The organism is Paenalcaligenes sp. (genome assembly GCF_030152715.1).
In the GTDB taxonomy this organism is placed as follows: Bacteria; Pseudomonadota; Gammaproteobacteria; order Burkholderiales; family Burkholderiaceae_B; genus Paenalcaligenes; species Paenalcaligenes hermetiae.
In genome coordinates, this window is the sequence record NZ_JASLIX010000085.1 from 1 (window position 1) to 12,537 (window position 12,537).

The following is a 12,537-nucleotide window of genomic DNA, read 5'->3' on the forward strand; positions in this document are numbered from 1 at the left end:
CTCTTGCATTAAGTGCTCATGCAAATTGAAAATTGCACCACGCCGGCTTCGAACACGTTGGTAGCTACCATTAGGCAAGCCTTTCCAAGCAAGCTGATTATCACGCAATGCATAGCGAAACGCCTCGTTAATCACTCGACGCTTTAAACGCCGATCAAAAACAGGCACAGCAAGCTCAACCCGACGGAAAAAGTTTCTGTCCATCCAGTCTGCAGAAGAGATATAAAGGTCTTCCGCCCCATCGTTATAAAAATAAAAAACACGTGAGTGCTCTAAAAACCGGCCAACGATAGAGCGAACTTGGATGTTTTCTGACAAACCAGGCACACCAGGACGCAATGCACAAGCACCACGTACAATTAAATCGATACGCACACCGGCTTGACTGGCCTCGTATAAGGCGTGAATGATTTTAGCCTCGAGCAACGAGTTCATTTTTGCCATGATACGTGCTTTTTTCCCGGCTTTAGCGTGCTCAATTTCACGCTCAATATAAGCCATCATGGTGTCGTGCAAATTAAATGGTGACTGCAATAAAACACGCAGGTTGCGTCGCGTCCCTAAACCCGTCAACTGACTAAACACCTGCTCCATATCAGCGCAGATATCCGCGTTGGCAGTCATCAAACCAAAATCGGTATACAGTCGAGCTGTACGTGGGTGATAGTTGCCGGTGCCCAGATGCCCATAACGACGGATCTCCCCCTGTTCACGGCGTAAGACCAATGCCATTTTGGCGTGTGTTTTATACCCCACTACGCCATAACTGACATGTGCGCCAGCTTCTTCAAGCCGTGCCGCCCAGTTAATATTGGTTTGCTCATCAAACCGAGCCATTAGCTCCACAATCACTGTGACCTCTTTACCTGCCTTGGCTGCTTGCATCAAAATAGCCATCAGCTCAGAGTCTTCACCTGTGCGATAAATGGTCTGTTTAATCGCTACCACATGGGGATCCAATGCCGCAGCGCGCAAAAAGCTTAATACGGGCTGAAAAGACTGGTATGGATGGTGCACCAGCTGGTCTTGTTTGGCTATGGCATGAAATAAATCTTTAGGGCTGTCCAGTTGGTCAAAAGGAGCAGGAACGGGAGCGTGATATGGGGGGAACACTAAATCCGGACGATCGGGCACATCGCATAAGCGCGATAAGCGCGATAGATTAACTGGCCCTAGCACGCGATATGTATCATTTTCTGTCAGTAAGAATTCTTTTTGTAAAAACGCCGCCAGTGCATCGGGCATAGAGCGATCGACTTCTAAGCGCACTGCCGCCCCAAAATTTCTTTGTGATAGCTCGCCTTGCAAAGCTTGTCGTAGATTAGTGACCTCTTCCTCATCCACAAAAAGATCACTGTTTCGGGTCACTCGCCACTGATAGCAACCTTTAACATCCATGCCCGGAAAAAGCTCATCAACAAAACAACTAATTAATGCTGTGAGCAAGACATAACCATGTGGAATGCCCGCAATCGCTTCGGGCATTTTTAATAAGCGGGGTAAAGCACGTGGTGCTTGCACAATGGCAATCGCCCCTGTGCGCCCAAACGCATCCTCGCCAGATAAGGAAATAATAAAGTTGAGACTTTTGTTATATACCCGTGGAAAAGGGTGCGCTGGATCTAAGCCAATGGGGGTAAGCAAGGGCATGACCTCTCGCATAAACGTGTTATAGGCCCAGTCACGCTGTTCTTGTGTCCATTGTGGAACGCGTAAAAGCCCAATCCCCTCTTCCATAAGTGCCGGCAAAACCTGATTTAGCAATAATTCGTTTTGCTTATCGACCAAATCATGGGTGCTCTGCTGAATACATGCAAAGGCTTCGAGCGGCGTATAACCATCGGCCTGCATCTGATGCGGCGCTTGATCTATTTTTTCTTTAAGACTGGAGATACGAATTTCAAAAAACTCGTCCAGATTAGAGCTAACGATGCATAAGTAACGCAAACGTTCTAATAACGGCGTGGACGGGTTTTCCGCCATCGCCAATACGCGCTCATTGAATTTCAACAGTGATAGTTCACGGTTAATGAGCATTACATCAGGATTAGGAATCATGGAGGCATCTTCTATAGTCATCGTTAGTACCGCAAACCTTATACTTGATTCATTTTACCTGTTTATGACAGTGATTTTGTTGCGACACCGCAATAAACGAATGAGGATTCTTTTTAGACGCTGTGCTTTTGAGTACTTAAACGTATAATCGCAGCATACTCACCACAGATATTCCCTTATGGACCAATTACTTGCCGCCGTTGATTTAGGCTCTAATAGCTTTCGTTTATCCATTGGGCGGGTGGAACAGCATAATGGGCATGCGCAAATTTATGCCATCGATCGTCTTAACGAGTCAGTACGCTTAGCTGCTGACATGGGGCCTGATAAGCGCATCCACCCTGACGCCATTAAGCGCGCCGTTACGATTTTGCAGCGTTTTAATGAGCGTATACAGGGATTTCATCCAAACCGTGTACGAGCAGTTGCTACGAATACCTTTAGGGTGGCGAGTAACCGCGAAGAAATGCTAAGCGTTGCCGAAGAGGCTTTAGGTTTTCCTATCGAGGTCATTTCCGGTTACGAGGAAGCGCGTTTAATTTACACAGGCATCAATAACGAGCTCCCCCCGTCCTCATCGCGACGCCTCATGGTTGATATTGGTGGTGGTTCTACAGAAATCATTATCGGTCGCAACCATCAGCCGTTGCTGCTGTCCTCACTACCGATGGGCTGTGTAAGCTACACAGATCGTTTTTTTGGTACTGGTCTGATCACCGAAAACCGTATGAATCAAGCCATCTTAGCGGCACGGCGCGAGATCGAGGTGATCGCACACCAATACCGCAAAGCCGGTTGGCAATACGCTTATGGTTCTTCGGGCACAGCCAAGGGCATAGAGGCCATTCTTGTCGGCAAAGGCTACTCGAAACGTGGCATCACCCTAGAGGGGATGAACAAACTCCGCAAAAAGCTTATCCGCGATAAAAAAGTAGTGGCCGAAGACCTGCCCGGGATTAAACCTCACCGGATCCCTGTGCTCGCAGCAGGGCTTGCCATTATGATTGCTATTTTTGAAGAGCTGAAAATCAAAACCATGCAGCGCGGTGAGGGGGCTTTACGCATGGGAGTACTATATGACCTGCTCGGACGTGACTCCGATCGCGACAAACGAGAGGAAACCGTGATTCAGCTAAGCAAACGCTACCATATTGATCTGAAACAAGCCCAGCGCGTTAAACAAGCTGCATTAGCGCTCTTTCAGCAGCTCCGTCTTAAACCCAGCCCAGATACTGAAGACTTGGAAAAAGCCTTGGGTTGGGCTGCCGACCTGCATGAGGTCGGTTTATCGATTGCACACAATGATTACCATAAGCACACTGCGTATGTACTCGGGCATGCTGATATGCCCGGCTTTTCACGCGATGACCAAGCCTTACTCGCTTTTTTAAGCTTAGGACACCAAGGACGTATTGATAAACTCAAGCACCACCAACCAAGCCGTAGTGAATGGCTAACCTTATTATGCTTACGTCTAAGCGTTATGCTGATGCGTCGACGAGAAGACTTAGATCAGCTACCGATTCGTGTCCAAGTCGATAAAAATGGTGCCACCATTTTTGCTGATAAGCAGTGGATTGCGGCCCGACCGCTTTCCGAGTTCTCGCTACGCACCGAGCAAAGCGAATGGGCTAAAGCCGATTTCAGCGTTAAGCTGGTTTATAAAAAAGACCTAACTACCTTGGATACGGCAACGAGCTAATCGACTAGGCCAAAATGCTTTTTATAGCGCTCAGGTAACTGAGTAATATCTAATAACACAGGAAAATCTGCCGTATTAAAATCCGGATCCCATGCGGGCTCCCCACACAATACGGCACCCAGATTTAAATACCCTTTGATCAGCGGCGGAATACGTGCTGGTAAATCACTATCCAGTTTTTCTACCGGATAGCGATGGTGTGGGGTTAAACAAGGCACAGTAGGATTGGCCCGCATGGATTTCTGGGCTTCGCGCCAGACCTTTGCCGCTGTTACCCCGTCATCACGCAGGCTGACACTAGCACAGCCCAATAGATAACGATAACCACCGACGCGCATCATGTTCGCGATTCCTACCCATAACAACAGAATCGCACTGCCATTACGGTATTTAGGGTGGATGCATGAGCGCCCCAGCTCTGCCATCTGCGGCCGCAATGCATCGAGGGGGCTTAAATCAAATTCCGATTCGGTATAGTATTTGCCAAGCCGTGCCGCTTGCTCTGGACGTAAAATGCGATAAGTGCCGACGACTTTTTGCTTAGCACCACCTAAGACCATAAAGTGCTCGCACCAGGCATCGTATTCGTCCTCATCAATACCACGATGTGCCTCAGGAAATACCGCCTGCATTTCTTGCGAAAAAATGCTAAAGCGCAAGCGCTGCACAGCACGCAGTTCTTTTTTAGTTTGCGCTAAGCGTAGCTGTAAGCCGTCCTGTTGCGGGCTTTGCCAAACTTGATTAATGAGTAAAGGGGATAAAGCTGAAGAGGTCTGCAACATAGCAAATTGGCTCCTAAAAGTGCCTTCATCATGCCAAAACTATGTTGCAGCGAGTTGACGGTTTTGTGACCAAACCGTCGTATTTAACGAGCTAGCCTAAATCCACAGCCATCAAACGCTCTATGCCTTGATCAACCAAGGCTTGATCCTCGGCCTCGACCATGATGCGTAGCTTGGGCTCTGTACCCGATGGGCGAATTAACACACGCCCTTGCTGCCCTAGCTCGGCTTCTAGCTGTTCTTTTGCAGAGACAAGCGCTTGACACTGTGTCCAGTCTCGACCTTGTTCCCACGCTACGTTTACCATTTTTTGCGGATACATTTTCAGATCATCGACAAGCTCACGTAATAAGCTGCCGTGATGACGCATCGCCGTAAGAATCTGTAAGGCTGCAATAATCCCATCACCGGTTGTATGGTGATCTAAGCACAATAGATGCCCGGAGCTTTCACCACCGTAGAGCCAGCCTTTTTCCAACAGCTTTTCTAGCACATAGCGGTCACCCACATTTGCACGAATAAACTCTACACCCAAGGCTTTTAAGCGATTCTCTAAGCCTAGGTTTGTCATTAGCGTCCCAACTACGCCTTTTACCGGCTGCGTTAACATTCGGTCACGCACAATCATGTATAGCAGCTCATCGCCATTATAAAGACGACCATCACTACCCACCATTTGCAAGCGGTCCGCATCACCATCTAAAGCAATCCCCAAGTCTGCCCCGCGCTCTTGAACAACGCGAAGCAAATGCTCAGGGTACATGGCTCCTACACCATCATTGATATTAAAACCATTGGGTTCGCAGCCGATGGCGTGTACCTCGGCACCTAACTCACGAAATACGTGCGGTGCAATATGGTATGCCGCCCCATGCGCGGCATCAACCACCAATTTTAAACCAGCCAGATCTAATTCGTTGGGAAAGGTGCTTTTACAAAACTCGATATAGCGCCCTGCTGAGTCCTCAAGGCGTCGCGCACGCCCAAGTCTATCGGAAGACACACACTCTACTGGTGAATCTAGCGCTTGCTCAATCTGCAGTTCCAGCTCATCAGGCAGCTTCATGCCCTGAGCAGAAAAAAACTTAATGCCGTTATCCTGATATGGGTTGTGTGAAGCACTAATCACAATACCAGCGGTTAAACGCAGCGTTCGTGTTAAATAAGCCACGGCTGGTGTAGGCACAGGCCCAGCAAGCAATACATCTACCCCAGCAGCCGATAGCCCTGCTTCTAGGGCGGATTCCAACATATAACCAGAGATACGCGTATCTTTACCAATAATGACGGTGGGGCGATTCACAGTAGTATGTGCTTTCGCTAATACTTTGCCTGCAGCATAACCCAAGCGCAAAGCAAATTCCGCGTTAATCGTCGGCCCGCCGACTTCGCCACGAATCCCATCCGTTCCAAAATATTTACGATTACTCATCATTGATTCCTTGTTCTACTGCTTGCCATACTCGTAAAGCATCCGCTGACTCAGCTACATCATGGACTCGTACCACTGCCGCGCCACGCGCCACCGCCGCAAGCATACCAGCCAAGCTGCCTGCTAGCCGCTGCTGAGGAGGACGATTTACTACATGTCCGATCATCGACTTGCGTGAGAGCCCGATGAGCCAAGGATAGGATTCTATCTGAATAGCAGCCAAATCACGTAAAAGGCTGTAATTATGTGCAACGGTTTTCCCAAAGCCCAAGCCTGGATCTAGCATAATCCGCTCTGGAACTACCCCCGCACCCCGTAGTGCCTGAACGCGCTGTAGAAGAAACTGACGCACCTCGGCATACAAGTCGTCATAATGGGGCTGTTTCTGCATGGTTTTAGGCTCACCCTGCATATGCATCACGCACAAACCACAAGATGAGTCAGCAACTGCTGCTACCGAAGCAGGATCCCTAAAACCGGCAATATCATTAATAATGTCTGCCCCCGCATCCAGTACGGCCCGCATGACCTCTGGTTTAAATGTATCTACCGATAAAGGGATATTGAGCTCACGCAATGCTTCGATCACGGGCAGCAGCCGGCGTAGTTCCTCTTGTACGGATACGGGCTCCGCTCCAGGGCGTGTGGACTCGCCCCCTATATCAAGAATATCAGCCCCCTCTGCCACAAGCTGCTGTGCGTGCGCAATAGCCGCATCGGTTTGAATATACTGATTTCCATCAGAAAATGAGTCTGGGGTAACGTTAACAATCCCCATCAATAACGGGCGCTCCAACCCGAGTTCGAAGCGCCCGCAAAGCCATGTTTTATTCATGGAACAATACGATTTAAAAAATGTTAGACCGGTGTTGTCGCTGGTTTATCATCAGCGGGTTTGTCTTCTGTTTTTGGCTCAGAAGGCTCCACCTGGGCCCCAGCGGTAGGCGGGGTTGAATCAGATTTATCTGATTTATTATCAGAGTAATCTTTGGGTGGACGGGGTGGGCGACCTGCCATGATGTCATCGATTTGGTCCGCATCAATGGTCTCCCACTCTAATAGAGCCTGGGTCATCGCTTCCATTTTGTCGCGATTATCCTCGATGAGCTTGCGTGCTACATTGTATTGCTCATCAATGATTTTACGTACCTCTTGGTCCACTTTTTGCATAGTGGCTTCAGAGATGTTCGTGGTTTTAGTCACGCTACGCCCCAAGAAAACCTCGCCTTCGTTTTCGGCATACACCACAGGGCCCAACGTATCTGTCATCCCATAACGAGTCACAATATCGCGCGCGATCTGGGTGGCTCGCTCAAAGTCATTAGAGGCTCCGGTCGTCATTTGATTCATGAAGACCTCTTCGGCAATACGCCCCCCAAACAACACAGCAATCATATTGAGCAAGCGCTCTTTATCCATGCTATAGCGGTCCGTTTCAGGAAGCTGCATAGTCACCCCTAAAGCACGCCCACGGGGAATAATTGTGACCTTGTGTACTGGATCGGTTTTAGGTAGCAGGCGCGCAACCAGCGCGTGGCCTGATTCGTGATAAGCCGTATTACGACGCTCTTCTTCGGGCATGATCATTGAGCGACGCTCTGCACCCATGATGATTTTATCTTTGGCTTTTTCAAAGTCTTGCATATCCACGGTACGACCGTTACGACGTGCCGCAAAAAGGGCGGCTTCGTTGACTAGGTTCGCCAAATCAGCCCCAGAAAAGCCAGGTGTACCACGGGCTAAAATCTGTGCATCGACGTTCGGCGCCAAAGGTACCTTGCGCATGTGTACATGCAAAATTTGCTCACGACCACGAATGTCGGGTAGTGACACCACCACTTGGCGGTCAAAACGACCTGGACGCAATAACGCTGGATCCAAAACATCGGGACGGTTTGTGGCCGCGATAACAATGACCCCCTGCCCTTTTTCAAAACCGTCCATTTCGACTAAGAGCTGGTTCAAGGTCTGTTCGCGTTCATCGTTACCACCGCCTAAACCCGCCCCACGCTGACGCCCTACGGCATCAATCTCATCAATAAAAATAATGCATGGAGCATGTTTTTTAGCGTTTTCAAACATGTCTCGCACACGTGCTGCCCCAACCCCTACAAACATTTCCACAAAATCAGAGCCAGAAATGCTAAAGAAAGGGACTTTGGCTTCGCCAGCAATTGCACGAGCCAATAAGGTTTTACCGGTTCCAGGAGGGCCCACCATGAGGACCCCACGGGGAATACGGCCGCCTAAGCGCTGAAAGCGCGAAGGGTCACGTAAGAAATCCACCAGCTCTTGTACGTCCTCTTTGGCCTCATCGCAGCCAGCAACATCAGCAAAGGTGATGGTGTTGGCGTTCTCATCCAGCATACGCGCTCGGGATTTTCCGAAGCTAAAGGCCCCGCCTTTGCCGCCGCCCTGCATTTGACGCATGAAAAAGATCCACACCCCAATTAAAAGGAGCATGGGGAACCAGGAAATAAAGATACTGGTTAAGAATGAAGGCTCTTCACGTGCTTTACCTGATACCTGAACACCGGATTTGACGAGTTCGGGTACCATCCATAAATCACCAGGCGACGTCAACGAATAGGGACGCCCGGAATCTGGCGTGACGTAAAGAGTATCGCCTTGAATATCGACTTTGGAGATACGCCCAGAGCGCGCATCGTCCATAAACTGGGTGTAAGTCACACCGTCGGTAGTCGATGGACGCCCGTCAAACTGTTTAAATACGGTAAACAGGACTAGCGCAATGACCATCCAAACGGCGACTTTGGAAAATGAGTTGTTCAACACCAACCTCCTAGTTGCTTAAACCTGTACGGCTAAAACTGACAACAAGCTGTACAAGTGCCAATTTGAACATTCTACCCGATATTGGGAAGGAGTAGCGCAATCAAGCCTGTTTTAATTGACGCCCAACCAAAAAGGTTTCTGCTGAGCGATCACGTGAGGATTTGGGCTTGCGCGTGTTTACCTGACGGAAATGTTCTTTAAATGATTGTACAATCTGTGAAAATCCACTGCCATGGAAGGCTTTGACAATCAAAGCTCCATTGGGTTGCAAGTGACTTAATGCAAAATCTAAAGCCAATTCACAAACATGTTGGATACGAACCGAATCCGCAGCGGCCACACCCGATAAATTGGGGGCCATATCGGAAATAACAAGGTCTACTTTTTGCTCTCCAAGCAAATTTTTTAACTGATCTAGTACCTCATCTTCCCTAAAGTCGCCTAAAATAAACTCGACGCCATCAATCGGCTCCATTGGCAACATATCTAAAGCAATAATACGGCCGTTAATCTGGCCGTTTTGCATTAAGCGCTCACGTGCGACTTGTGACCAGCTGCCTGGCGCAGCCCCTAAGTCGACCACAACGTTGCCCGGATGCAACAGTTTTTCGGTTTCTATAATTTCTAATAATTTAAAAGCAGCGCGGGCTCTATAACCCTTTTGTTGCGCTAGTTTGACATAAGGGTCATTAATATGCCGATGCACCCATGCTTTAGAGGTTTTTTTCTTGCCCATTCCCGTACAATCTCATTATGCCTACATTAACTATTACTACTCAGCTTCGTAATCAATTACGTGCCGCCGCTCATGCGCTTAAACCTGTTGTTCTTATTGGGGACAACGGCTTAACCGAGGCGGTCCTAAAAGAAATCAATTTACACCTAAATGTACACCAGCTCATTAAAATCCGCGTGGCTGGCGATGACCGCGCTGCACGCACAGCCATGTATGAACAAATATGTGCTGAGCTCCATGCCGAACCCATTCACCATATTGGCAAGATCCTAACTATCTATCGCGAAAACCCCGAGCGCCCATCTGTTTTAAGTGATGGCACTATGGATACACGCGCGGTGCGCTCAAGCAACGAGCCTTATACACCAAAAAAACTTGCCGCAGCCGGTTTTAAAAAAACCAAATCCGGTAAAAAAGTCCGCGTACGCCGTTAATCTTTACAAAAAAGCCCACCATCAAGCGTGGGCTTTTTCATGAATATCGGGCTTTGCAACCTGCATCGACCCAATGCCAATAAATACCGATCAACGGTACTCAATGGTCACAATTTCAAATTCGCGCACGCCACCCGGTGCTTGAACCTCGACCACATCCCCCTCGCTTTTACCAATTAGTGCGCGAGCAACAGGGCTAGAAACAGAAATGCGATTTTCACGAATATCTGATTCCATATCCCCTACGATTTGATAGGTGACTTGTTCTCCGGAATCTAAATCCTCAATCGCAACGGTAGCCCCAAATACAATTTTATCACCTACATTTAACGTAGCGGGATCAATAATTTGGGCATTAGAAATAATCCCTTCTAGTTCGCGAATGCGCCCTTCTACAAAGGCTTGTCGCTCACGCGCCGCATCGTACTCCGCGTTTTCAGAAAGGTCTCCTTGGGCTCGCGCCTCGGCAATAGCATTAATCACATCGGGACGCTCTACCGTTTTGAGGCGATGGAGTTCCGCCTTTAAGCGTTCAGCGCCCTGCGCTGTCAACGGAATCGCAGACATATGTATCCTGAATAAAAATGAAAAACGCCCCGTAGCAATAGGAGCGCATATAAATAGAATAGAAGATTATTGATGGGATAGCGTAATGAAATAATTAAAACCATTCGCCCCATTGAAAATAAAGCCCCAAAGCAATGGGGCTGTGATTATTGTGCGCAAAACTTAAAGAAATTGCAAGCCTACAAGCGTGATCTAACCAACTAATGGGCAAATCACGCCTAGGAATCCATTATGCTTGGCGCTCTGGGCGTAAAGACAACAATGCGTGCATTAAAATCGCACCAAAAGTCGCCGTACCAATACCATCTAGTTTTAGAATACCTAATTCTAGCGTGAAATTACCCGCCCCTAAAATCAACGTAACGGCTGCCACCAATAGGTTTTGACTCTTACTGAAATCCACTTGGTTCACAACCCAAATACGTGCCCCTGCTACGCTAATTAAGCCAAACACAACAATAGACATACCCCCTAATACGGGACCGGGGATCATTTGAATCACGGCACCAAACTTAGGAGAAAAGCCTAAAAAGATCGCGAACAACGCGGCTACGGCAAATACCAGTGACGAGTATATGCGCGTTGCGGCCATCACCCCAATGTTCTCTGCATAGGTAGTCACACCGGTTCCACCCATAGAACCAGACAACATTGTCGCTACACCGTCCCCCACAAAAGCTCTTCCTAAATATCGGTCAAGGTTCTGTCCTGTCATAGCAGAAACGGCTTTAACGTGACCAAGATTTTCGGCAACCAAAATAATGGCTACAGGTACAATCACGGACATGGCTTGTACTTCAAAGACCGGTTTTGCAAAATTAGGTAGACCAAACCAAGGCGCTTGAGCGACCCCAGTGGTGTCAATTGGTGTGCCATAACCCAGCCCATTTGTGAAGATGGCATAAATCACACACGCTACGATCAGCCCAACTAAAATTAATAATCGTTGCACCACACCACGACTATAAATCGCCACCGCGCCCACACATAGCACCGTCATCAGCGCCATTAGCGAGTCAAAGGTCCCTGTCCCCATAGCCCCTTTTGCAGCAATAGGAGCTAAATTTAAACCAATCACAGCTACAATTGCACCGGTGACCACAGGTGGCATCATTTTATTAATAATATGGGCAGCACCACCTGAACGTGCATCGGCCAACCACACGACCAAACCAATTAAGGTATAGACCAAACCACAAATAATAATCGCCCCTAATGCTACGCCTATATTTGGGTTTGGACCGGCCCCCGCATAGCCGGTAACCGCAATCACTCCACCAATAAACGCAAAACTGGAGCCTAGGTAGCTAGGCACACGCCCACCTACAAAGAAAAAGAAGATCAGCGTCCCTATCCCAGACATTAAAATAGCCAGATTAGGGTCAAAGCCCATCAGTAACGGCGCCAGGATGGTCGAGCCAAACATAGCTACCACGTGCTGCGCTGCCATGGCGACACTTTGCGTAGCGGGCAAGTACTCATGCGGTTGCACTACCGCATCGGGCGCTACAGTATCCACTTTGCGCCAACGAGGAAAATAGGTTTCAGACATAATTGGAGATCATTAAAGAAGAACGTGGCGCAAGTTTACGGCGCTATACGCAGCGAAGCAAGCCACTGATTGAAGTGATGGTCGTTTCGATTTATTAGTGTCATCATTTATTTTTATTGGACATATCTTGTTGTATTTCCTAGTCTAAGTTAACTGCCCAAAAAATAATAGGGCTCTTAACGAGGAGACAACCATGAGATCCATCACTAAAAATATTGCTTTAGCTTTTGCTTTATCCGCACTCGCCCCAATAGCGGCGGCTGGTACAGTAACTGTTGTGACGTCTTTTCCCAAAGACCTTACACAGGCCTACAAAACCGCTTTTGAAAAGCAAAATCCCGGTATTACCGTAGAAATTCTCAATAAAAACACCGTTTCTGGTATCGCTTTTGTCAAAGAAACCCCCGCAGGAAAACGACCTGATGTTTTCTGGGCCAGCGCTCCCGACGCTTTTGAAGTGCTTTCTCAAGATAAACTC

10 protein-coding genes and 1 pseudogene are annotated in these 12,537 nt (G+C 48.3%); 3 read left to right on the forward strand and 8 right to left on the reverse strand.

Annotated elements, in window-relative coordinates; translation table 11 throughout:
* Positions 1-2,058, reverse strand: a 2,058-nt coding sequence (gene ppk1 / locus Q1V74_RS06660; protein ID WP_300647609.1) for a polyphosphate kinase 1, incomplete at its 3' end; no start/stop codon positions are given.
* Between the two features lie 178 nt (positions 2,059-2,236).
* On the opposite strand from ppk1, the gene Q1V74_RS06665 reads away from it, so the two are divergent.
* Positions 2,237-3,760 (forward strand): Ppx/GppA phosphatase family protein, encoded by a 1,524-nt coding sequence (locus Q1V74_RS06665; RefSeq protein WP_300647601.1) that lies wholly within the window; start codon positions 2,237-2,239, stop codon positions 3,758-3,760.
* Here Q1V74_RS06665 and Q1V74_RS06670 read toward each other — a convergent pair.
* From Q1V74_RS06670 to Q1V74_RS06690, 5 genes are all read right to left on the reverse strand, one after another.
* Positions 3,757-4,542 carry a GNAT family N-acyltransferase gene (locus Q1V74_RS06670; RefSeq protein ID WP_300647602.1) on the reverse strand — a complete coding sequence of 262 codons (786 nt, stop codon included), beginning with the start codon at positions 4,540-4,542 and terminating at the stop codon, positions 3,757-3,759. The genes Q1V74_RS06665 and Q1V74_RS06670 overlap by 4 nt on opposite strands.
* A 91-nt stretch (positions 4,543-4,633) precedes the next feature.
* The gene (gene glmM / locus Q1V74_RS06675) at positions 4,634-5,974 is read right to left on the reverse strand and encodes a phosphoglucosamine mutase (RefSeq protein ID WP_300647603.1); all 1,341 of its coding nucleotides are present in this window, start codon (positions 5,972-5,974) and stop codon (positions 4,634-4,636) included.
* Complete coding sequence (folP, locus tag Q1V74_RS06680) at positions 5,967-6,809, reverse strand: dihydropteroate synthase (RefSeq protein ID WP_260649202.1); 843 nt, start codon at positions 6,807-6,809, stop codon at positions 5,967-5,969. The genes glmM and folP overlap by 8 nt, the downstream gene beginning before the upstream one ends.
* A 23-nt stretch (positions 6,810-6,832) precedes the next feature.
* Complete coding sequence (ftsH, locus tag Q1V74_RS06685; RefSeq protein WP_300647605.1) at positions 6,833-8,767, reverse strand: ATP-dependent zinc metalloprotease FtsH; 1,935 nt, start codon at positions 8,765-8,767, stop codon at positions 6,833-6,835.
* A 103-nt stretch (positions 8,768-8,870) separates the two neighbouring features.
* The gene (locus Q1V74_RS06690) at positions 8,871-9,506 is read right to left on the reverse strand and encodes an RlmE family RNA methyltransferase (RefSeq protein ID WP_260649204.1); all 636 of its coding nucleotides are present in this window, start codon (positions 9,504-9,506) and stop codon (positions 8,871-8,873) included.
* 17 nt (positions 9,507-9,523) lie between these two features.
* On the opposite strand from Q1V74_RS06690, the gene Q1V74_RS06695 reads away from it, so the two are divergent.
* Positions 9,524-9,940, forward strand: a complete 417-nt coding sequence (locus Q1V74_RS06695) for a YhbY family RNA-binding protein (RefSeq protein WP_300647606.1) — start codon at positions 9,524-9,526, stop codon at positions 9,938-9,940.
* A gap of 90 nt (positions 9,941-10,030) precedes the next feature.
* On the opposite strand, the gene greA is transcribed toward Q1V74_RS06695, so the two are convergent.
* Both greA and Q1V74_RS06705 read right to left on the reverse strand, forming a co-directional pair.
* The gene (gene greA / locus Q1V74_RS06700; protein WP_260649206.1) at positions 10,031-10,507 is read right to left on the reverse strand and encodes a transcription elongation factor GreA; all 477 of its coding nucleotides are present in this window, start codon (positions 10,505-10,507) and stop codon (positions 10,031-10,033) included.
* A gap of 229 nt (positions 10,508-10,736) precedes the next feature.
* A complete protein-coding gene (locus tag Q1V74_RS06705; RefSeq protein WP_300647607.1) occupies positions 10,737-12,059 on the reverse strand; it encodes a solute carrier family 23 protein in 1,323 nt (440 codons plus the stop codon).
* Between the two features lie 193 nt (positions 12,060-12,252).
* Here Q1V74_RS06705 and Q1V74_RS06710 point away from each other — a divergent pair.
* Positions 12,253-12,537: pseudogene (locus tag Q1V74_RS06710) on the forward strand (extracellular solute-binding protein); the annotation flags it as partial.

What these genes read in the sequence shown, in the direction of transcription:
- glmM (WP_300647603.1), bottom strand. Translation starts at nt 5,974, where the DNA reads ATGAGTAATCGTAAATATTTTGGAACGGATGGGATTCGTGGCGAAGTC.
- Q1V74_RS06690 (WP_260649204.1), bottom strand. Translation starts at nt 9,506, where the DNA reads ATGGGCAAGAAAAAAACCTCTAAAGCATGGGTGCATCGGCATATTAAT.
- Q1V74_RS06670 (WP_300647602.1), bottom strand. Translation starts at nt 4,542, where the DNA reads ATGTTGCAGACCTCTTCAGCTTTATCCCCTTTACTCATTAATCAAGTT.
- Q1V74_RS06665 (WP_300647601.1), top strand. Translation starts at nt 2,237, where the DNA reads ATGGACCAATTACTTGCCGCCGTTGATTTAGGCTCTAATAGCTTTCGT.
- folP (WP_260649202.1), bottom strand. Translation starts at nt 6,809, where the DNA reads ATGAATAAAACATGGCTTTGCGGGCGCTTCGAACTCGGGTTGGAGCGC.
- greA (WP_260649206.1), bottom strand. Translation starts at nt 10,507, where the DNA reads ATGTCTGCGATTCCGTTGACAGCGCAGGGCGCTGAACGCTTAAAGGCG.
- Q1V74_RS06695 (WP_300647606.1), top strand. Translation starts at nt 9,524, where the DNA reads ATGCCTACATTAACTATTACTACTCAGCTTCGTAATCAATTACGTGCC.
- Q1V74_RS06705 (WP_300647607.1), bottom strand. Translation starts at nt 12,059, where the DNA reads ATGTCTGAAACCTATTTTCCTCGTTGGCGCAAAGTGGATACTGTAGCG.